At 36.1% G+C, this 22,550-nt stretch carries 16 protein-coding genes; 14 read left to right on the top strand and 2 right to left on the bottom strand.

Annotated elements, in window-relative coordinates; genetic code table 11:
• Window positions 1-81 precede the first annotated feature (81 nt).
• Window positions 82-3,150: a hypothetical protein gene (locus tag BHU72_RS09050; protein ID WP_069702300.1), complete on the bottom strand. Its 3,069-nt coding sequence runs from the start codon at window positions 3,148-3,150 to the stop codon at window positions 82-84.
• A complete protein-coding gene (locus tag BHU72_RS09055) occupies window positions 3,143-4,543 on the bottom strand; it encodes an O-antigen ligase family protein (RefSeq protein WP_069702301.1) in 1,401 nt (466 codons plus the stop codon). The genes BHU72_RS09050 and BHU72_RS09055 overlap by 8 nt, the downstream gene beginning before the upstream one ends.
• A 148-nt stretch (window positions 4,544-4,691) precedes the next feature.
• Between BHU72_RS09055 and BHU72_RS09060 the strand changes: the two genes are divergently transcribed.
• The 14 genes from BHU72_RS09060 (at window position 4,692) to BHU72_RS09125 (ending at window position 22,528) form a co-directional block, all read left to right on the top strand.
• Window positions 4,692-5,891: a glycosyltransferase gene (locus BHU72_RS09060; protein ID WP_069702302.1), complete on the top strand. Its 1,200-nt coding sequence runs from the start codon at window positions 4,692-4,694 to the stop codon at window positions 5,889-5,891.
• A gap of 73 nt (window positions 5,892-5,964) precedes the next feature.
• Entirely contained in the window at window positions 5,965-7,521 is a 1,557-nt protein-coding gene (gene murJ / locus BHU72_RS09065; protein ID WP_069702303.1) for a murein biosynthesis integral membrane protein MurJ, read from the top strand.
• Window positions 7,522-7,573: 52 nt separating this feature from the next.
• The gene (locus BHU72_RS09070) at window positions 7,574-9,457 is read left to right on the top strand and encodes an O-antigen ligase family protein (RefSeq protein WP_069702304.1); all 1,884 of its coding nucleotides are present in this window, start codon (window positions 7,574-7,576) and stop codon (window positions 9,455-9,457) included.
• 264 nt (window positions 9,458-9,721) lie between these two features.
• Window positions 9,722-11,962 (top strand): copper amine oxidase N-terminal domain-containing protein, encoded by a 2,241-nt coding sequence (locus tag BHU72_RS09075; protein WP_069702305.1) that lies wholly within the window; start codon window positions 9,722-9,724, stop codon window positions 11,960-11,962.
• A gap of 171 nt (window positions 11,963-12,133) precedes the next feature.
• On the top strand, window positions 12,134-13,264 hold the full coding sequence (locus BHU72_RS09080; protein ID WP_069702306.1) for a TolC family protein: 1,131 nt from the start codon (window positions 12,134-12,136) through the stop codon (window positions 13,262-13,264).
• Between the two features lie 233 nt (window positions 13,265-13,497).
• Window positions 13,498-14,049 (top strand): winged helix-turn-helix domain-containing protein, encoded by a 552-nt coding sequence (locus BHU72_RS09085; protein ID WP_069702307.1) that lies wholly within the window; start codon window positions 13,498-13,500, stop codon window positions 14,047-14,049.
• A complete protein-coding gene (locus BHU72_RS09090; RefSeq protein ID WP_069702308.1) occupies window positions 14,030-15,766 on the top strand; it encodes an ABC transporter ATP-binding protein in 1,737 nt (578 codons plus the stop codon). The genes BHU72_RS09085 and BHU72_RS09090 overlap by 20 nt, the downstream gene beginning before the upstream one ends.
• Before the next feature lie 185 nt (window positions 15,767-15,951).
• Window positions 15,952-16,923: a UDP-N-acetylglucosamine 4,6-dehydratase (inverting) gene (pseB, locus tag BHU72_RS09095; protein WP_245671882.1), complete on the top strand. Its 972-nt coding sequence runs from the start codon at window positions 15,952-15,954 to the stop codon at window positions 16,921-16,923.
• A 20-nt stretch (window positions 16,924-16,943) separates the two neighbouring features.
• Window positions 16,944-17,714 (top strand): cytidylyltransferase domain-containing protein, encoded by a 771-nt coding sequence (locus BHU72_RS09100; RefSeq protein ID WP_069702310.1) that lies wholly within the window; start codon window positions 16,944-16,946, stop codon window positions 17,712-17,714.
• Between the two features lie 15 nt (window positions 17,715-17,729).
• Window positions 17,730-19,028, top strand: coding sequence for an aminotransferase class III-fold pyridoxal phosphate-dependent enzyme (locus tag BHU72_RS09105; protein ID WP_069702311.1), 1,299 nt, complete (start codon window positions 17,730-17,732; stop codon window positions 19,026-19,028).
• A 44-nt stretch (window positions 19,029-19,072) separates the two neighbouring features.
• The gene (locus BHU72_RS09110; RefSeq protein WP_069702312.1) at window positions 19,073-20,002 is read left to right on the top strand and encodes an SDR family oxidoreductase; all 930 of its coding nucleotides are present in this window, start codon (window positions 19,073-19,075) and stop codon (window positions 20,000-20,002) included.
• Complete coding sequence (locus BHU72_RS09115; RefSeq protein ID WP_069702313.1) at window positions 19,992-21,068, top strand: N-acetylneuraminate synthase family protein; 1,077 nt, start codon at window positions 19,992-19,994, stop codon at window positions 21,066-21,068. The genes BHU72_RS09110 and BHU72_RS09115 overlap by 11 nt, the downstream gene beginning before the upstream one ends.
• On the top strand, window positions 21,061-21,600 hold the full coding sequence (locus BHU72_RS09120; RefSeq protein WP_069702314.1) for a GNAT family N-acetyltransferase: 540 nt from the start codon (window positions 21,061-21,063) through the stop codon (window positions 21,598-21,600). The genes BHU72_RS09115 and BHU72_RS09120 overlap by 8 nt, the downstream gene beginning before the upstream one ends.
• 22 nt (window positions 21,601-21,622) lie before the next feature.
• Window positions 21,623-22,528 carry an aldo/keto reductase gene (locus tag BHU72_RS09125; protein WP_069702315.1) on the top strand — a complete coding sequence of 302 codons (906 nt, stop codon included), beginning with the start codon at window positions 21,623-21,625 and terminating at the stop codon, window positions 22,526-22,528.
• Window positions 22,529-22,550: the final 22 nt, after the last annotated feature.

A 22,550-nucleotide genomic window follows, 5' to 3' on the forward strand; every position in this document is an offset into this window, starting at 1 on the left:
ACAATAGCATGCGAAGTGACTGAATGAATGTGAAAAATCCCGCCTAGAAGGGTTAGAACCCAATAGGCGGGATTTGCTTTACTAATCAGCACTCACAGGAGACTTCGCAACATTCTCTAGCAGGATAGCTAATCGCAATTCTAACAGTCGAATTTCTTGGCCAGTCAACTCAGCTAACATATTCTCATCTGCGAGTACCTTTTCTATGTCCTCTATCTGCAATAACTCGCGATTGACAATCTGCTTTTCAATCAATAACGGATCAGACATGACAATTGACGTATCATTGTAGTTCCAGAAACGGAAATACACCGTTTGCTGCATCATGCCCGCCCCAGGAACTGGCATTAGGGTCTTTGTCTCATACTGATAGATATAAGGATCATCTTCTCCGACCCAGATCGTCCAATCCATTTGTGCGTTGTTAGGACCTACTACTGTTAGTATAACTTTGTCACACCAGTTTCCGAGAATTCGTTCACGTCCGATAATTTGCGGCGCTTTTATAAGTTGCTCGGTGTTCGTTAATTGTAGTAGCTCGATAAATGGTTCATCAATCGATAATCGTTGCCCGTCATATCTCGCTAGCCAATCAACAGGAAACCCTGATTCGTTCTGCATACGCTGCCAATTGCCTTCTTCATGAAGGTAAATATGTTCACCAGCCTCATAATAGCGGAACGGTCGACCAAGGAGCCGCGCATTGACGAGAATCCCGGTACGACTATTCTCTAGAGTCGTATCTTTTTCAGTGCTTTGCTGTGCTACCTCTCTTACAACAATTCCATCATACATGCTAGTCGTTCGACGCTTTTGTACTTTCGTTACAACCCACCCACTATACCAGAAGCGTTTACCGTTAACTTCAGTGAACTGAACGGCTTCGTTCCAGAAATCTTCCCATTCCGAATTCGTAAAAGTACGGTTAGTTACTTTGTTATCCGCATCTAATAACTGACCATTTAGTTGTCCACTATCAATATCGTAGGTAATTGTCTTAGGCAGCCCTTCAGCACTCGGGTGACTGCATCCAGCAGCAGTCAGTAAGGTAATAGATACCATAATAAGAATCAACATAATACGTGTATTAGCAATTCCCTTTTCATCACTTATTTGATTCGTTTGCGTACTACCTTTCTGATTCCATGGAGTAGTACTCAAGTCATCAAGTGTTTCTTTTCTATTCGGATGCCTTAGCGGACTCAGTTTTCTATGTCCTCTTAAACGATACCACGCAATCCCCATGATAGATAATAACGTCAATCCCCATGCTCCTTCTTGGACCGGCATGCCATGTTCCTTTAACACCACGAAACGGTGCTGCTGATAATAACTTGCCACAATCTCATCCGTACCGTCTCCCGTAACATCGCCTACATTTACGTTAATCACAGTATTATTCGTCCGCCAGATTGGCTTCATTTCATAAGAATACGTTTGCGATGACTTAGACGCACCCGGAATATTCTCCATCGTCTCTTCCACCCGATAACCTGTTAAATATCTCCGTGGTTCATTGCGCATATAGCTTTGACTAAGAGCAATAATTTCGCCGTCTGCTTTTACATGCTCGAACCGGAATACATCATCTTGAGCGACCCATAACTGCTCCCACTGATACGGATAGGGACCTCCATTCGAATCATTCATGGGATACGATGGATTTTCTGTTAGTCGCAATACCTGAGACGGAGTGCCAGATAATAGGATTTCATCGCGCGCGTCCCCCGTTACATTAGCGAACAAGAACTCTCCATCTGCTACCTCACGTAACATATCTGGGGATAACATAGCAACGAGCTGCCATTCTGCACCACCCCATTGGTAAATCTCTAACCCGTCACGGTAAAAAATAAACTCGGGCTCTCCACTAGCTACATCATCTTGCGTCAACTTAGCAGTGCCAAGAAACCTAGCACCTTCCCTTTGCATTTCTTCCACAAAAGTTTGCTGCTGCTCGCTAAGTCCATTAAGGTTGTCCACAGCTGCGAGTTTTTCCACTGTTTGTTGCCAGCTCAATTGTTGTTTTTCCACAGTATCTGTACTTAATGCTAAAGCAGCAAATGGCGTCTGCCCAAACGGAAGTAACTGATTAATCACATGCAAGCGATCTACCTGCGGGATAAGTAACTCATAAACTCCGCTGTTTTCCACAGACTTACCCACAGAGTTATCCACACTATCCACAGAGCCGTCTGTCATCAGGACATTTTTTTCTGAATCCCGTTCTAATAGGGGGAATAATGAAGAAGTTATCCTCAGGTTATCCCCAATTTCCACAGTTAAATCATCTTCTAACTGGTAAAAGAAGTCCATTTGCAGCATTCCACGGTCCAGTAAGGATTTTCGAATCTCGCTAAATCTGTGGATAAAGTTCTTATCAGACGCCCATTCCGATGTATAATATGGGAACCCAATATAATCCCTTTGCACTTCATTCCAAATCGATTGCTGGTAGCGCTGGTCTTTTCCTATTTCGATAAAGCCCTCCTTAGCATCTGAGAATCCACCATCATCAATGCGATGTTGAAAGACAAGGTAACGGCTTGGCTCTAGCTGCATAGGAGCTCGACCAGGGCTTGTATATTGCTTCGCTAACTCACTTTCAGAAATTTCTTGAGGCAGTAGTCCTTGGGTAACAATCTCTAGCTGCCCATCGCCGGTAATATCCACTAGCTTTAATGGGAAGTAGTCTACATTCGTATCGTTGAAAAGGGTCGGACTTTCATAAATCACACGGAACTTCTTCGCGAAAAACAGCTCTTCCTGCGTCCAGCCTTGAAACAAAAGTCCACCGACAACGCATAAAACAAGTACAAATCGAAGCTTGATTTGCTTTGCAAGGATTTTGGTTGTGATTAAGAATACTGTTGTTAACACAACAAACGCCAAGAGCTGCTCAAGTGTCGGCTTGTATGCGACTCGGTATAATCCTCGAACCAATAAGAGGTATCCTATCATTAGGAAGCAAAAAGCTAGCCGTTTCTCTTTTGGTAGGATAGCGATAATCACAGCAATTAAGAATACAGTGCCAAGCACTCCGTAAATTCCGTAGTCAAGGAATAGAGGGAATACGACAAAATGATAAAAGATAAATGCAACAATCCCGAACAGAATCGCTAGGCTATAGGATGTGATGTTTTTATTCATGTTGTGCGTTCCCTCCTAACTCTTGCTTCGCTAATTCGTTCGCTAGTTCGTTCTGATCTTCTTGTAAAAATGGCAACGCAAGCAGTATTCCAGCTGTCAGCCAGAACAACACATTCATAAAAGGTACTTCAAAAATGTTCTCTACACCATTGTGCAGAATCACAGCGAATAGACCGCTAAACAAACCTGCAGCAAGAAAACGATAGGATGAATCCCATACACTACGCCATGCCTGATAGCCGTTTTTGACAAGGGAAGACATTAGCCATAGGAAAAGGCTAATTCCCACTAGACCCATCTCTGCTAAAGTCTTCGCATAATAGTTATCCACATAAATCGTACCGAAATGTCTCGCGCCTACGGCACCGCCGTATTGTCCAAGGCCCGCACCGAAAAACGGCTCATGTCGCATTCGGTCAAATGCATTCAACCAACGAGTAATACGACCACCTTGGGCGCTTTTTGTTAGGTATTCTGGGGAGAAGACATACAGAAGACGCTCTACAACTGTTGGGGCTAATACATATACAAGCCCAATCGCAACAACTCCAGCACCTAGTACTCCAATAATCGTTCGTTTATCGTAGATCGTCGCAATGATAATTGCTACAACGACTAGAGATACAGCTAACGCAAGCAATGCCCCACGGGAGAAGGTTACGAGTAAGCACAAGCCCATGACGCCAGCGATACTTAGGAATAGCATCGATAGGCCAAGATCTTTTTTTCCAGAAGTGATGTATTCCTTATGACTGTCCCCATGATTCTTCGTATGCTGCTCCCTATGTTTCTGTAATTTGCGGTTATGGAAGAAGCTTTGTATATGGGATAACGCTAACCCAATGGCAATCGGTACACAGAAGGCCATGTAACTTCCTAAGACATTCGGACTTCCGACGAAGGAGAAGGCACGTGTCCGCACATTCTCGCCGGCATCCACCCAGTGACCGGGCATTGGAACACCAGCAATGTATTGATAGACTCCGTGCAGACCCATAATTAGACCGATTCCTACTATAATATAGATCATCGTGACAATCGTTTGTTTTTCACGTAATAAGTAAAAGGCAGCGAAGAAAGCGAATATGTACTGAAAGGATGCGCGAAAGCCTTCGAGACCTACACTGAAGTAAGGAAGATTAAAGAAGATTAAAGCAATCCCGTACAATACAATCAGAAGGAGCGGCTTCGAGACATTCGTGCGATGGAAATCTCGGCTTTCCAGTTCGCCGATGAACCAACGCCAGCCTAAAATCGTCAAAAGCCCGAATAACACTAGCTCGTCCCACAACGAACTTACAACGGGAATTCGTAAAATTGTTCGCAACACATAATCGACTATCGGGAAGGAAAAGAATAATAAGAATAAGAACGTCTGTAAGCGGTATTTCATGAAGAACCTCCATATTTCTAGATTGAGACTAGTATAGCACAAATCCCTTGCTTTCAAAAACACAGACTGATAAGATAAATAAGGAATCTTAGTAAGCCAAACGGCTGAAATTAGCGGCTAAAGGACGGATACAATAGGTGGTGATTCTATGACAGAGAAGAAGCGATGCAAGGTATTACATGTAATCGGCGGCGGAGAGTTCGGTGGTGCTGAACAGTACCTAATTAATGTAGCGAAACAGATGAAAGACACTGACTATGAAATTCATTTGGCGTGCTTTTACGACCGAGAATTTGCTCGGAAGCTTCGTTCAGCGGACATCCCTGTCCATGTCATATTACCGTCAAATCGTATCGACTTTTCCCTTGCTCATAAAATCGCAGATCTCATCCGTCATTACCAATTTGATATATTGCATACCCATGGAGTTCGGGCGAATTTATTCGGCCGTCTAGCAGGGAAGCATATTAATAAGGAAAGACGTAGAGATGGGCAGAAAAAATTGCCTGTCCTTACGACGATTCATAGTGAACTACGTCAGGATTATTCGCACCCAATTGCCTACAGCATTGCCTATAGCCTGGAACGAATGAGTCAGAATATGACAGACACCTTCATTGCCATTTCTAATAGTATTCGCGATGACATCCTTAAGCGTAACATTCCATCGTCGAAAATAGAAGTAATTTATAACGGGATTGATTTTGTAGAGTTATATGAGAAAGCGAAGGAAGAATCTCCTGAGCTGGATGCAGTGATGCAGGGTATTGTAGGACGGAAAACAGGTGATTCTTTAGAAGAGCACCATGGTTCGACCCCGCCTATATTGATGGGAATCGTAGGTCGTCTTCAGCCGGTGAAGGGACATCGATATGCAATCCTTGCCATGCCAGAGATTCTGCGACTGTATCCCAATGCACGATTATTGATTGTAGGCGAAGGACCGTTACAGCCAGAGCTTCAGCAGTTAGCGAGACAACTGCAAGTAGACCATGCTGTTCACTTGATTGGTTATCAGGCGAATGTAGCACCGTTTTTATCAAAGCTCGATGTATTCCTCATGCCATCCTTGGCGGAAGGGTTAGGGTTATCTTTAATAGAAGCAATGGCATTCGAACTACCAGTCATTGCTAGTGGTGTAGGTGGTATTTTAGATGTAGTGCAAGAAGACACGGGAATTCTTGTTCCTGCGGAAGATGCTTACGCACTCGCGAAGGCAACCTGTCAGCTACTAGCAAACCTTGAATCTGCGAAGTTAATGGCAGTGCGGGGAAAAGAGGATGTTCAGAAGCGTTTCCACACAGACCGTATGATTTCTCAAATGGTGAAAGTGTACAATGAACAGTAAAAAATAAAATTTTCGTGTATATCAATGGAGTATATTACTACCGTATATATGCATACTTAATAGAGGGAAAAATATGGTGGAAGACCACAAACGCACACTTATAAAGTCTGGAATGATTATTGTAGTCGCCACATTTATCGGGCGACTTTTCGGTTTTGTCAGAGAGATTTTCATTTCCGCGCAGTACGGGACATCTGCCCAAGCCGAAGCATATTTTATTGCCATTACCATTCCTACTATATTGATAGCTGTTTTACCTGGGGCATTGAATTCTGTTTGCACTCCACTTTTTGCAGAATATAAAGCGAAAGGGGATATTAAGGGATTACAAGGATTATTTAATACTGTAACATCACTTGTTTTATTAGGATCGTTAGTGCTTTCTATTCTAGGAGGATTTTTCTCAGCGGAAATTGTGTCAGTCCTCGCGCCAGGCTTTACAGGAGAAGTGCGAGAACTTACAATTGAACTAGTAACATTGATGGTTCCAGCGATTACACTCATCGGACTAATCAGTATCTTCTGGAGCTATCTGAATGCACAACAACATTTTTTAATGCCAAGTTTAGGGCCACTAGTAGCAAGCGTTATTGTCATTGTATCGATTTTCACTTTAGTGCCAGTGTATGGGATTCATGGATTGACGGTAGGGACTGTCATTAGTTTCTTATTTCAAGGGCTAGTCATGTACCCAACGCTAAGAAAGAGTGGCATTAAATTTGGACTCGCGTTGCAATTTAAGAACCCAGCAGTGAAACGTTTCTTCATCCTAATGATTCCGATTGTGTTAGGCATGTCAATCAACCAGTTAAACGTCATCGTTGACAGAATGCTTGGTTCTGGACTAGAAGAAGGGAAATTCGCAGCATACATCTATGCGACAAGGATATACCAGCTACCAATCGGGATATTCGTCGGTGCGATTACATTACCGTTGTTCCCTGTGTTATCGAAATACGCATCAGAGCAGAACATAGACCAGCTGATTGCTACGATGTGGAACGGATTGAAGATGCTGGCCTTTATCATGTTGCCAGTAACCGCAATCTTAATGATCTTAGGAGAACCCATCGTCAGACTACTATTCGAACGTGAAGAATTTACACGGGAAAGCACAATAGAGACGAACTGGGCACTGATGTTCCTTGCACTTGGATTCTTTCCGTATGCTGCGAGGGATTTACTCGCACGAGTATTCTACTCCCTGCAAGATACAAGAACTCCAGTAATTATCAATACCATAACGATTACTTTAAATGTTATATTTAGTATAATCCTTGTCCGCTATCTCGATCAAGGTGGACTAGGGCTAGGTATGGCATTGGGGGGATTTGCGAATTTTATGATTATGTTGTGGGCGATTCGTAGGAAGCTTGGGTTGGTGGTGGATAGGCAGTCATTGGTGGAAATTGGGAAGATAATGGTAGCTACTATTAGTATTTTAATTTTACTGATAGGTTTTAAAGCAAATGTATCTTATAATGAAACTTTTATAATTGAATTAATATACATGGTAACGATGATGATGATTATTGGAGTTATATATATATTTATGCTGCATCTTTTAAAAGTGGAGACTGCCAAAGCATTATTAAATTTGCTTTTTTTAAAAAAATCAACTAAATCATAGTCTGTGAAGCTATATAGGTATGCTTAAATTATGGAAAGAAGGGTTGAGTTAAATGAATTTTAATAATGGTAAAAAACAGAAAAAACGAGAGTTGCATAACGGACTAAATGTTTTAGATTGGTATTACTTAATACCATTAGCCCTCATTGGAGCTTTTGTACCGACTATTGTTTACTTGAAAATAACAGAATTACCACCTCATATTGCAGCTCATTGGGTTAGTTCAGAAAATCTCGATTTCTTTTCATACTATAAGTCCCTATGGATACAAATAATATCTGGGCTATCTATTATTATCCTAGTATTAGCTAGGATACAGAATACCTTCAGATTCAGAAATGAAATCATCTATTACCCTTTATTTCTGTACGCTGGAATGATTATTTTATCAACCATATTTACTGATCCAATTTATATGGATGTTGCACTTAAAGGATTTCCAGATCGATTTGAGGGAATGTGGGTGCTTCTTTCATACATTGTAATTACTATTGTTACTATGAATATAGTGAATCAATCATCGCATTTCAAAATATTATTAGGAAGCCTTTTAGTTTCTGCTTCAATTCTCAGCATATTAGGAATATTTCAGTTTTTCGGCACTGACTTCTTTCAAACAGATATAGGAAAAGCTTTGATATTACCGAATCAATACAAATATATGTCTGACACACTATCTTTCACATTTGGGCCACATACGATATATAGCACATTCTATAATACAAACTACGTCGGAAGCTATATGTCTATGGTTTTTATTTTGTCCATTGTTTTATACCTTTTCGCAAAAGAAAGAAACTACCAAATTGTTTTAGGAATAGTTATTTGTCTTACATTTAGTAATTTAATTGGATCAAATTCAAGAGCCGGGTTAATGGGCGGAGTTATTGCGTTTTTAGTATTATTCATTGTTATGTATAGAGTCATAATTGAAAAATGGAAACAATCTATTATTCTGGCTTTTTCATTATGTTTAATATTTTTTGGATTAAACACAATATCTGATGGAGGTTTGACTAGTAATATAGAAAGACTCACCTCTGAACAAAATAATTTAATTACGGATAATATAAAAGATGAATCAAATGAAGGTAAAATTTCGTTGGATTTTAAAGATCTTTCTTTAGATAAAAATCGAGCAATTTTAGATATGGGCCAACAAATATTAACTGTTGAAGCATTAAGAGTTGATAATTCTATGGAATATAATCATGAAGATTATAAATTTTATGACACGGAGGGAAAGACTCTTCCATACACATTTAATAAAGAACTATATGAATTGTCATTCGATGATGCAAATTATTCAAAGTATACACTGATAATTGCTGGGAATCTTGTTCAAATAAATTATAATACATCATTATCGATAAGCTTAGGGACTGGCCCTGATGGTAAAATTTATTTTGTGAATAACAAGAATCAATTAGTGCAATTAAATACAGCACCTAGTTGGGGTTTTGAAGGTCGTGAAACTATGGGATCATCTAGAGGATATCTTTGGTCAAGAAGTATTCCAATGTTAAAAGAAACTGTATTATTAGGAAAGGGTCCTGATACGTATGCGATTTATTTTCCTCAAGATGACTATATTGCTAAACGGAAATATCTATCTGAGTTTTATAGGTTAGTAGATAAGCCGCATAATATATATTTACAACAAGGAATCAATACAGGCGTAATATCACTAATAGCTTTTTTATCAATATTCTTTATATATTTTTACTCGTGTTTCCGTCTGTATTTTAAAAAGAATATAAATGGTGAAAATATTTTCAATGTAGTTGGAATAGCTTCGTTTTTGGCTGTTATATCTTACGCTGTAACGGGAATATTTAACGACAGTGTGGTCTCAGTAGCCCCAGTATTTTGGTTGATCTTAGGAATAGGATTAGCTAGTAACCGTATTAACAAAGAGAACATAATCCAAACATAATCTACTAATGATTATTACAAATATATTACTATAAAAACATTGAAAATGTACCGAAACTTATTTAGATAATCTGCGTCTAATATGGTGTAGTAAAGACAAACGCGCTTTTAAGCCGTAGTTAAATGCACCGTATATATGGACTATTTAGTTTAAGTAATAAAAAGTCATTTACTTTTATTAGATGTCTATTATATAATAGTGTGTGCATGCAAAATGCTAGATTTGTCAATTTATAGCCTTATCTCGTAGAAAGGGGGTGGAATAATGAGAGATCAACAAAACCAAGGCAAAGTATTATCAACACCCTTAAAAAACCAAAAAAGAAGATTTTCCCAAGGAGGAGAAACAAAATTTATGAAAAAGAATAAATTAATAGCTAGTTTTCTAGTGTTCGCTTTATTAGTGACTCTAGTAGCTCCAATCGGAGTAGCAAGCGCTGCAACTACTTATAGTGCAGTAAGCGTTGCGAAATTTACAAAAAGCACTAGTTCAGCACTAGGTGTTATCCAGGTAACTGCTGACCCAATGTTAGCTTCATCTTCTGCTTTAATCAAACTTCCAAGCGACGTTAAAAACATAACTGTTTCAGCGGTTACAGGCGCTAACACAAGTACTAATGCAATTACTATCAGTGGTATCAATGGAATTACTGACGCTACTAATTACACTTACAGCCAACCTGTTAATGAGTTCAGAGTAACAGTTGCACCTTCAATAACAGGTCAAAAAACTGAGTTTTTCATCTATATTACAGCTGATACTTCAGACTTAGCAGCTGGCGATGTAGTTGCTACTATTACTGGTTTAAGTGGACAGCTTCCTAGTGGATCTGTTACAGTAGCAAACATTTTAGGAAGTGGAACTACTGATATTACAGTAAGCACTCCTAAGTTCATTTCTGGAAACAACAATGAAGTTATCTTTACATTAACTGAAAGCATTGCTGGCGCATTAGATACTAAAGCGTCTTCTTTAAAACTTACTTTACCAAATGGATACACATGGTCAAATACGTCTGCTTCAGCAGTTATCGTAGGTAACCAAGTTGTTAATGCTTTAACTTCATCTTCAGATGGAAGAGTATTGACTGTTGATACACAAAAAGCTGGTTCGCCTTCTAAATCAATCATTCGTTTAACTGCTAATGTTAACGTTAATGACAACGTAGCTAAGCATGGCGATGTTATTGCTACAGTTTCTGGTGATAACAAGTTTAATGCTGCTGAATTAACTGTAGCTAAATATGCTGACTTCGGAGTTAAAACAAGCGTTAAAGACAAGAAATCAATCGTTGCTGGTCAAGCAAACAAGAAAATTGGAACAGTAGTGGTTGAAGAGACTGCTCCTGCATCATTAGTAAACGGAAGAACAATCTACTTAACTCTTCCTGAGGGTGCAAAGTGGAACAACGCATTCTCTGCTGCTATGTACAGTGGATCTAATACCTTAGCAGTAACTACACCAACTTCTCCTGATGCAATTTCTAATGAAGGAAGAACATTAAAGGTAGTATTAAGCGCTGCAAGTACTGGTAACGCTGGTAAGTTAGAAATTCAAGACTTAACTGTTGACACTGCTGTAGACTTTAAAGGCGAAATCGCTGTAGAACTTTCAGGTAATTCTGGATTGACTGGTAAGTTAGTGGTTGCTGATGTAACTGCTCCTATTACTGCTACTGCGACTAAAGCTGATGTAAAGATTGGTCTTCAAAATCAAAAGGCAGGAAATATCGTAATTAAAGAAACTGCTAAAGAAAGATTAATTAAAGATGGAAAATTAGAAATTACGTTTGCTAACACTGCAGCTACATTCCAAAACACTCCTACAGTTAAAGTTACTGAAGGCGATATTGATGTAGAAATCTCAAAATCTTCAACTATGTTAACTATCACAGTGAAGAGAGATAGTTCAGTTGCAAGTACTATCGAAATTAGCAATATCTTAATGACAGTTGACCGTTCAGTTGCTGAAGGTGACTTAACATTAAATATCAGAGGTAACGCTACAAACAACGCAATCAGTGCTGTTGATGCTAGATTCCCTGATAACAAAACAGTTGCTAAAGTTGTTAATGCATCTGTAACAACTCCTGCTCCTGATAGCACGCCTGTAACTCCTGTACCTGTAACTCCTGTATCTGCGTTCGTAGTAGATTCAAAGAATTACACTGTTAACGGTGTTACCAAGACTATGGATGTAGCTCCATTCATCCAAAATGGTCGTACTATGTTACCAGTTCGTTTCGTTGCTGAAGCTCTTGGCGTAAGCGAAGATAACATCATCTGGAATGCTTCAACTAAGCAAGTAACTATCATGAAGGGTGACCGCATTGCTCAATTAACAATCGGTAGCGATACTCTTCTTGTAAATGGTGTAACTGTTAAGATGGATACAGTTGCTTCAACTAAAGACGGCAGAACAGTTCTTCCAGTTCGATTTGTTGCTCAAGCACTTGGCGCTAACATCGATTGGGATGCTGCTACACGTACAGTATCAGTAAAGTAATTAGAATTATCAAATAAAAAGAGCTCCTTTAGGAGCTCTTTTTATTTGGATTGATTAATTCTATTAGTTAAATATATGTATTGAACAAATAGAAACGTACATTTAAGGATTTTTTAATAATCATAAGCAAAAATTATGATATAATTTAATAAATAGGAAAGGGGAGAAAAGATGAAAAAGTATATATTGATGTTAATAATTCTGTTTATAATCCCATCAATCTCTTTTGTTAATGCAGAAGCCTTAGAAAAAGGAAAACAAGAAACGGCATATTTAACAATAGAAGATGCAGTTAATCTAGGGATAAAAAATAGTATTACTCTAAAAAACATGGAAGTTGAAGTTGCAAAATTGTATGAACAACGGAAAAGGGCAGATGAGATAATTCAATTTTTTACTATAGATGCAGAAAATAGCGCTGGCTATTTTAGTACTGGTGGTGATGCTGGGCATGCAGTTATTACAGGTTCTATTCAATCTTTGGTTGCTATTGACCGTCAATGGAAGATTGCAGTAAAGCGTTATGATATGGAGAAAGAAACTATTGAATATAAAGTATTACAAGCATACCAAGATGTATTACGAGCGATGAAAGATATTGACTATATAAATAAAAATATAGAACGTGTACAGTACGATTTACGTTTAGTAGATATTAAGAATCAATATGGTATGGCTAGCAATTTTGAATATGAAAAAGCAAAATATGCAGTTTCAGCTGCAAAAGATAGTTTACAAACAAAAAAAGCCTTACTAAATTCAAAGGTTATCGAATTAGCAAAATTAATTGGTACTATAGATGTTGAATCTATAGAACTGACAGATCTACCGCAAAAGGAAATAGTAAATTTAGATTTGGATTTACATATTAGTAGGTTGCGAAGTGATAGTCCATTAGTTTGGATAGGAGAGCAGCAAGCATATTTGGCTCAACTTGCAGTTGACAATTATACATTCAATCAGAATACATTTGATACGTATCAAGTGAAAAAGTTAGAAGTTGAAATTGCCCAAAATAGAGTGAATATTACTAAGGATCAGATGGAAAGCACAGCTAAAAACTTATTTGCTAAGCTAAAAGAGATTGAGTTTTCATATCAAGAACTTATTACTTCTGAAAAATCTTTAAATAATATGTACAAAAATGCAGAGGTTAGAATGAATATTGGAATGTCAACAAAACTAGAATTGTTACAATTGCAAGAACAAATACTATCAATTCAAGTACAAAAATACAACCTGATAGCTCAACAAAACATCTTAAATTATGCACTAAAAAAGCCATGGGTTATGGGCGGATAATGTAAAAATAAAACACCTTAATATAGCGCCTAAATTGTTATGTGATTTAATTAATATAGATATAAAGCGTGATGAATAAAGTATTGACAAAAAGCCTGTTATGAGTAAAAATATTACTCATAACAGGCTTTTATTTATACGTATTTTCAGTGTGAGGAGAAATAATAATAGAAAACAAAATCTTTAATATTACTTGTTGGCAAATTATTATATGAAAATGGAGAAATGTGGAAATGTTAGATTCGCTTATTACATCGAAGACAAGAATTAAATTATTACTTAAGTTTTTTTTAAACGTTGAGACTAAAGCATATCTAAGAGGACTTGCGGAAGAGTTTGGAGAATCAACAAATGCTGTACGTGTAGAGTTGAATAGACTTACTGATGCAGGAATACTTGAGACAATTACTGATGGGAGAACAAAACTTTATCAGGCAAATATAAGACACAGTTTATTTTTGGACTTGCAAAATATTGTAAAAAAATTTGTTGGTATTGATAAAATAGTAGAACATATAGTTGCGAAATTAGGGGATGTAAAGTTAGCTATTATTACAGGTGACTATGCAGAGGGTCGAGATTCAGGATTAATAGACTTGGTGATGGTAGGTGAAATTGATAAAAATTACTTTATAAAATTAGTAGATGCAGTTGAAATGCTTATTCATAGGAAGATAAGGGCTTTAGTGTTAACGGAAGAGGAGTATGTAACGTATACTGATGTTTTAAACAAAAATAAAGCTATAATTGTCTGGAGTGCTCTAGGTGATAAACGTAATAATTAAACTTAAGGAATTATTTAATAAGAGACAAAAGACAAAATATATTACATTACTTTTTATGATGCTACTTGCAGCATTATTAGAGACAGTGGGCATTGGATTAATTGTTCCATTTATTAGCTTGTTAACAAATCAAGAGATAATATATGATAATACTATTATATATAAGTTATATTCCACTTTTAATTTTCATTCAAAGTCTGATTTTTTAACAGTTGTCACTATTATCTTTTTCGGAGTGTTTTTAATAAAAAACCTATATCTATTACTATTTATATATATTCAAAATCGAATTATATATAATGAACAGATAGCGCTATCTATAAGGTTATTCGAATCATATCTAAAGAAGCCATATGAATTTCACGTACAAAGAAATACTGCTGATTTACAACGGAATATAAATATAGAAGTTGGTAAGTTTTTTTCATATTTTATAATCCCCTTATCAATGGTAGCAATAGAAATCTTAACTGCAACTTTCATTTTTATACTACTATTATATATTTCACCTATACCAACATTAGTTACAATTATCATACTAGGAACAAGTGCAGGAGTATTTTTAAAGTTAGTAAAGAAGAAGATTTATCAAAGTGGAATTGATCAACAGATTTCAAATGGTGACATGATTAAGTGGGTTAATCAAGGGTTGGGAGCGGGTAAAGAAGTCAAAGTAAAAGGTATAGAAGATTTTTTTGTTAAGAAGTTTTCTAAGGAAAGTGTTGTTTATGCCAAGGCTGCCCGCTATCATTCCTTGTTATATCAAAGTCCAAGATTATTTATAGAGACTGTACTAATAGCAACTGTGTTAATAATTTGTCTAATGATAGTAGTAACAGAAGATAATATCTCATCACTTGTAGCAACTTTAGCATTATTTGCTATGGCTGCTGTAAGGTTGGTTCCCTCTATTAATAGAATAGTAAGTAGTTTAAACTCTATGCGATATAGTATACCTGCTTTTGATGTAATATATAATGATTTGATTGATAGCAATATAAATCATGAACAACCTATATATAATGCAAATAATAATAGAAGATTAGAATTTGAGAGGTGTATACGAGTAGAAAATGTAACTTATAGGTACCCTAATAGCAATGAAGACGCAATAATTAATGTTTCATTTCAGATTCCAAAAGGTAAAGCAATAGGTGTAGTAGGTGCTTCTGGGTCTGGAAAGACGACTATTATTGATATACTACTAGGGATTTACAACCCAACGAAAGGGAAAATCTTTATTGATAATAGAAACATATACGATAACATAGCAAATTGGCAAAAAAACATTGGATATATTCCGCAGACAATATATTTATCTGATGATACAATTAGAAACAACATAGCATTTGGGAAAGATGAGAAAGAGATAGACGATAGTAGAATTTGGCGAGCATTAGAACAAGCGCAATTAAAAGGTTTTGTTGAAGGGTTGCAGGATAACTTAGATACTTTTGTAGGTGAAAATGGGGTGCGGTTGTCTGGAGGGCAGAGGCAACGGATTGGTATTGCTAGAGCATTATATGATGACCCTGAAATATTATTTTTAGATGAAGCAACATCGGCACTAGATACAGAGACGGAGTATGAAATAATGAGAGCGATAAATGAACTTAAAGGATTTAAAACTCTAATTATAATTGCTCATAGACTTAGTACGATTGAACAATGTGATTATATTGTTAAAATGAATAAAGGAAAAGTTGAAAAAGTATAGACTTACTAACGCTAGGTGAATATAAAAGTGAATTTAGCAAGCCAAATTGAGATAAGGAAAGAATATGGTGTAATTACTCTCGAATTTATATAGAGATGTAAAAATGTTATTAAAAACTAGCGTAATTATATAGACTATAATTATGTTAAGAAAAAAATTATAATTTAAGGATGATGAAAGTGAATATGGAAAACAGTACAATTCTTATAACTGGAGGAACAGGATCATTTGGGAGAAAGTTTATTGAGTATGCTCTTCAACATGATATAAAGAAAGTGATTGTATTTAGTCGTGATGAACTAAAGCAATATGAAATGGCCCAGGAATATAACGATGACCGGATACGTTTTTTTATAGGTGATGTTCGTGATAAAGATCGATTATATAGGGCGTTTGATGGTGTCGATATCGTAGTACATGCAGCTGCGCTTAAGCATGTTGGAGCTTGTGAATATAATCCTTTTGAAGCGGTTAAGACCAATATAAATGGTGCCCAAAATATAGTGGAAGCAGCTATAGACAGAAATGTAAAGCGAGTAATCGCTCTTAGTACAGATAAAGCGTGCAATCCAGTAAATCTATACGGAGCTACTAAATTAGCTTCAGATAAGTTGTTTGTTGCTGCAAATTCATACGTTGGAGATAACAGGCATACACGTTTTTCTGTGGTAAGATATGGGAATGTAGTTGGCAGCAGGGGAAGCGTTGTTCCGTTTTTCAAAAAAATTATGCATACTGGAGTATTACCTATTACCGATGAGCGAATGACACGTTTTTGGATTACGCTTGATCAAGGTGTACAATTTGTATTAGACAGTCTAGTAAGAATGCGTGGCGGAGAAATTTTTATTCCAAAGATACCAAGCATGCGAATAACCGACTTGGCTTATGCTATCGCACCAAATTGCGAGACCAAAATCATTGGAATTCGTCCAGGAGAAAAATTACATGAAGCGATGATTTCTGAAGACGATGCTAGGCATACAAAAGAGTATGATTCGTATTACATGATACAACCTGAGTTCGAATGGTGGGATGAAGAAAGTGTAGGGGCTGGAAAAAATGTGCCAGAAGGATTTACTTATACTAGTGATAATAACAGTCATTGGTTGACATTTGAAGAGTTGCGAACTTTAGTATCGGAAAATCATAAATAACGTGTCTATAGGGTGAGATTATGAATTTATGTATTGTACAAGCACGGATGGGCTCAACAAGGTTATCTGGAAAAATTATGATGAAGCTAGGTGACCGACCATCTATATATCATACCTACAATAGGATTAGTAAGAGTAAATTGATTGATAATATTGTTATTGCTACTACTACAAATTCCTCGGATGATATTTTATATGAGTATTGTAAAGAACAATCTATACCTTGCTTTCGAGGTAGTGAAAATGACGTACTAGATAGGTATTATTCTTGTGCTAAGGAAAATAATGCGCAGAACTCTGACGCAATCATTAGAATCACAGGAGATTGTCCACTCATAGATCCAATTGTAGTTGATGAAATAATTGGTTTTCACGAAGAATCTAAAGTAGATTATATTAGTAATACGATTGTTCCAACTTTTCCAGATGGTTTGGATGTGGAAGTGCTTTCTTTTGAATCATTAGAATATGCCTGGTTTCATTCGAAACTAGCCTCTGAACGAGAGCATGTTACCCCTTTTATAAAAAAAAATACGAGTCTTTTTAAGGTGAACAACTATCTTAACAAATGCGACTGGTCGCATTATCGTTGGACACTAGATGAAATAGAAGATTATAGAATGTTGTCTTGCATTTTCGAACATCTATATAAAGAAAATGAAATATTGAAGACGGAGAAAATAATTGAATTTTTGGAACATAATCCTCAAATAGCACGTATTAACTCATCAATTGGTAGAGACGAAGGTTATCAAAAGTCTCTAAAAAAAGATTTGTTATATTTAGAATAAGTTAGGAGATAGATAATGACATACAATAACCTACAAAAGAGCAAAGAATTATTGGAGCGAGCAAGAAAAATCACTCCACTGGGTTCCCAGACTTATAGCAAAAGTTACAGGTACTTTTGTGAAGGAATAGCTCCTGCTTATATTGAAAAAGGAAAGGGTTGTTATGTATGGGATATAGATGGGAATCAATATATTGATTTTATAGCGGCGTTAGGCCCAATCATAATTGGCTACTCTGACGAAAGAGTAAACGAAGCCATTATAAAACAATTGGAAAAAGGTATTATCTTTTCACAACCGTCATCCATATGTATAGAATTGGCTGAAAAAATTACGCAGATAATCCCGGGCGCTGAGATGGTGCGTTTTCTGAAAAATGGGTCAGATGCTACTTTTGCAGCAGTAAAATTGGCTAGGGCCTATACGGGTAAGGAAATGGTCGCGATTTCAGGTTATCATGGCATGCAAGACTGGTATATTGGATCAACTATTAATAATAGAGGTGTACCTAAAGCAGTAAGTGAAATATCAAAAACATTTACTTACAATAACATCGAATCATTGGAGCTTTTATTTGAGCAATATCCTGACAAAATTTCCGCAGTTATATTAGAGCCAGTTCAAGGAGATGGCCCGGAAAATCAGTTTCTAGAAAAGGTAAAAGAAGTTACTCAAAAAAATAATGCTATTCTGATTTTTGATGAAGTGAAGAGTGGCTTTTATTATGCGTTAGGTGGGGCATCTGAGTATTTTAATGTAACCCCTGATCTTACAACTCTTGGTAAAGCGATTGCAAATGGGATGCCTTTATCAGTCGTAGCAGGGAGACGAGAATTATTAGAGCTAATTGAAACAGAGGGTGTCTTCATATCAACTACTTTTGGGGATGAGACTCTATCAGTGGCAGCTGCACTAGCTACCATTAGTATATTAGAACAAAAAGAAACTTATGAAAAAATATGGGGATTAGGTGAAAGCTTAAAAACTGGGTTGCTTAATATTATAAAAGATAAAGGATTAGAAGAAATCGTTACTGTTAAAGGGTTAGCGCCATATTGTGGTGTGGACTTTAATGGATATGATAATCTTTCATATTTAGATATTGCTTCAGTTTTTCAACAGAGAATGATTAAGTCCAGTATTCTCACTTTAGGGTTGAATCATATTTGTTTAGCACAAACTGAAGAAAATATATGTAAATATTTAAATGCAACAGAAGATGCCTTGGATGACATTATACAAGTGTTAAATAAAAAAAGTACTGAGGGGATTTTACTCGGGGGTAAAATAAATCCTATATTTAAGAGGAACTAACATCTAAATTACAATTATAACGTTATATATTAGGGTGGCATTGTATGAAGATATTAATTACTGGAGTAGCGGGGCTTCTTGGTGGGAATTTAGCATACTTATTATCAAAAAAATTTAATATTGTTGGAGTCGATCGTAATATAATAAAGATACCTGGTACAACAATCCACTCTTTAGATTTAAGAGATCGTACCTTAATATATAATTTTATAAAAAAAAACCAACCTTCTGTGGTAGTTCATTGTGCGGCTGCAACAAATGTTGATTGGTGTGAAGTAAATGAAGAATTAGCTTATATTTTTAACACTGATGTGACAAAACAATTGGTAGATATATGTAATGAACTAAGGATTAAATTTATATTTATATCTACTGATGCAGTATTTGACGGGGTTAAAGAAGGACTTTATCGGGAATCTGATGAAGTTACACCTGTAAATGTTTATGGGAAAACAAAAGCACTAGCAGAACATGCAGTTATGGAGAATCCCAACAACCTAGTTTTGCGTACTAATATATATGGCTATAATATTAGAGAAAAAAATAGTTTCGGAGAATGGATTCTGTATTCTCTTATCAATGATATGACTTTGAAAATGTTTGATGATGTATTGTTTTCTCCTATTATAGTAAATGATGTAGCAACCATTATTGAACAAGTTATACTATCCAATGGAAAGGGATTGTACCATCTTTGTGGAACGGGAGCTATTTCAAAATATGACTTTGGAGTTCAACTTAAAGAGGTTTTTTCTATAAATACAGGTTCTATTGAAAAGATTTCGGTTGATCAATTTACCTTTAAAGCAAATCGAACAAAAAACATGGCCTTGAGTAATGAAAAAATTAGTCAACTTTTAAATGTTGAAATTGCATCACCTATGGAGAGTATCATTAAGTTTAAAGAATTATATGACCAGCATTATCATGAGATACTAAGGGAGTTTATAGGAGGGTCTAGAAATGCTAAATAATGCTATTGCAGTTGGAAATACAATAATATCTGAATACAATCGCCCATACTTTATAGCTGACATAGCAGCTAATCATGACGGTTGTTTAGATCGTGCGTATAGACTAATTGAGTTAGCAAAGGAAGCAGGGGCAGACTGCGCTAAATTTCAAAATTTTCAAGCAGCAAAGATTGTTAGTCGCAATGGGTTCGATACACTAGGGAGTCAGTTATCGCATCAAGCATCTTGGAAAAAATCGGTTTTCGAAGTTTATGAAGATGCCAGTATTCCAGAAGATTGGTCTGCGCTCTTAAAGGCAAAATGTGACGAAGTTGGCATAGAGTATATGACAAGTCCTTATGACTATCAATCAATTGATGCAACAGATCAATATTTGAATGCTTATAAAATTGGGTCTGGTGATATTACTTGGGTAAAAATTTTAGAATATATAGCGAAAAAGGACAAGCCAGTATTTCTTGCTACTGGTGCATCTTCCCTTGAAGATGTGCAAAGAGCAGTAGATGCAATACTAGCACTTAACACTAAATTAGTTATAATGCAATGCAATACGAATTATACAGCAAGCTGTAAAAACTATAATCATATAAACCTTAACGTATTAACAAAATATCGACAGTTATTCCCAAACTGCTTGTTAGGTTTATCGGACCATACATTAGGGCATGCCACTGTTTTAGGGGCTATAGCGCTAGGTGCGAGAGTTATTGAAAAACACTTTACTGATGACAACAATAGAATGGGTCCAGACCATAAATTTTCAATGAATTCAAATACATGGAGAGATATGGTAGATCGTGCAAGCGAATTGTATGTTTCTTTAGGAGACGGGATTAAACGAATTGAAGATAACGAAAAGGAAACTGCTATTGTACAAAGAAGATGTTTATATTATCAAAAAGATTTAACAAAAGGTCAAATTATCACAGAGGATGATGTTTTCCCTTTGCGCCCCTTTAAACAAAATGGCATTCAACCTTATGAGCAAGACGAAATTTTAGGTAGGGTATTACAAGTTGATGTTAAGAAAGACGAGCATGTTAAGTGGAGTGATATTAATGCTTAAAGGTGAATCTATTAATCTCCAAGCGATAGAAAGAGAAGATTTGAAACTACTTATGTTATGGCGTAATTTGCCGAATTTCAGAAAGCATTTTAGAGAATATCGCGAGATTAATATGGCAATGCAGGAAAATTGGTTTACTACAAAAGTATTAAATGATCCGAATACACTCATGTTTTCTATCCGAAGAAATTCTGATAGTGAACTTTTGGGTTGTTGTGGATTGTGCTATATTAACTGGATTAATCGACATGCCGACTTATCTTTATATATTGGTTGGGAAGAAACATATATTGATGAGGTCGGATATGCAGAGGAATCCTGTAATCTTCTTTTTAATTATGCTTTTAATGAATTAAACTTAAACAAGATTTGGACAGAAATCTATGAGTTTGATACTAAGAAAATTGATTTATATCAAAAGCTTGGTTTTCAATTAGATGGGAAGTTACGACAAAATTATTATTATAATGGACAGTGGTGGGACTCACTATTGTTTTCTGTTTTAAAAAAGGATTGGGCTTCGGAAAAATAGCAGACTATTAGGATGTGATTGCTTGGAAGCTTTATTAGATAAAATATGTTTAGGAACAGCACAGTTTGGAATGAGATATGGCGTTGCTAACAAAAGTGGGCAGCCAAATCAGAAAGATATAGATAGTATTTTAGATTTTTCATATAATTCTGGTATTCGTTATTTAGATACAGCTGAAGCGTATGGTCAATCAGAAAAGTGTATAGGGAATTTTTTGCGTAACAATCCAAGTAAGAATTTTAGCTTGGTAAGCAAGTATTCATTCGAATCCTCAATAAATTCTTGCGATACGAAACAAATACCTAGTATGTTAGAGGCTAAGATACAAAAATCTTTAGATAAGTTGAACATAGCAACAATTGATGGAATTATGCTTCATAATCCTAGCGATATGTATATCGATAATGTTATAGAGGCATTGATAACAATGAAGACAAAAGGATACGTAAGTAATATTGGTGTATCCGTATATACGACTACGGATGCATTATATGCTGTGAATCATCCATCGATTGACTGTATTCAAATACCATATAATGTGCTAGATCGAAGCTTGAATTCTACCCACTTTTTTTCAATAGCAGCACAAAAAAAGGTTACCGTTTTTGCAAGAAGTATATTTTTACAAGGATTATTACTTATGAATTCTGAGGAAGTACCTGATGCTTTATTAGGTGTAAATCCATACATTCAAAAGTTAGATGAATTATCGAATAAACTAGGGATAAAACGTTATGAATTAGTATTAAACTATGCGTTGGCGAATCCAGGAATTGATTACATTGTCATTGGCATTGAACATATTGATCAGTTAAAAAAATTATATAGCACTATAAGAAAAATAGAAAATTGTGACTTCACAGGACAAGTAAATCAAATGGAAATAACTAATATAGATCCTAGAATAGTCAGGCCTTATATGTGGTAGAACTGTATTAACATAGTCAAGG

It is taken from the genome of Desulfuribacillus stibiiarsenatis (genome assembly GCF_001742305.1).
In the GTDB taxonomy this organism is placed as follows: Bacteria; Bacillota; Bacilli; order Desulfuribacillales; family Desulfuribacillaceae; genus Desulfuribacillus_A; species Desulfuribacillus_A stibiiarsenatis.

Coding starts and splice junctions, on each gene's coding strand:
- BHU72_RS09050 (WP_069702300.1), bottom strand. CDS start 3,150: ATGAATAAAAACATCACATCCTATAGCCTAGCGATTCTGTTCGGGATT.
- BHU72_RS09055 (WP_069702301.1), bottom strand. CDS start 4,543: ATGAAATACCGCTTACAGACGTTCTTATTCTTATTATTCTTTTCCTTC.
- BHU72_RS09060 (WP_069702302.1), top strand. CDS start 4,692: ATGACAGAGAAGAAGCGATGCAAGGTATTACATGTAATCGGCGGCGGA.
- murJ (WP_069702303.1), top strand. CDS start 5,965: ATGGTGGAAGACCACAAACGCACACTTATAAAGTCTGGAATGATTATT.
- BHU72_RS09070 (WP_069702304.1), top strand. CDS start 7,574: ATGAATTTTAATAATGGTAAAAAACAGAAAAAACGAGAGTTGCATAAC.
- BHU72_RS09075 (WP_069702305.1), top strand. CDS start 9,722: ATGAGAGATCAACAAAACCAAGGCAAAGTATTATCAACACCCTTAAAA.
- BHU72_RS09080 (WP_069702306.1), top strand. CDS start 12,134: ATGAAAAAGTATATATTGATGTTAATAATTCTGTTTATAATCCCATCA.
- BHU72_RS09085 (WP_069702307.1), top strand. CDS start 13,498: ATGTTAGATTCGCTTATTACATCGAAGACAAGAATTAAATTATTACTT.
- pseB (WP_245671882.1), top strand. CDS start 15,952: ATGGAAAACAGTACAATTCTTATAACTGGAGGAACAGGATCATTTGGG.
- BHU72_RS09100 (WP_069702310.1), top strand. CDS start 16,944: ATGAATTTATGTATTGTACAAGCACGGATGGGCTCAACAAGGTTATCT.
- BHU72_RS09105 (WP_069702311.1), top strand. CDS start 17,730: ATGACATACAATAACCTACAAAAGAGCAAAGAATTATTGGAGCGAGCA.
- BHU72_RS09110 (WP_069702312.1), top strand. CDS start 19,073: ATGAAGATATTAATTACTGGAGTAGCGGGGCTTCTTGGTGGGAATTTA.
- BHU72_RS09115 (WP_069702313.1), top strand. CDS start 19,992: ATGCTAAATAATGCTATTGCAGTTGGAAATACAATAATATCTGAATAC.
- BHU72_RS09120 (WP_069702314.1), top strand. CDS start 21,061: ATGCTTAAAGGTGAATCTATTAATCTCCAAGCGATAGAAAGAGAAGAT.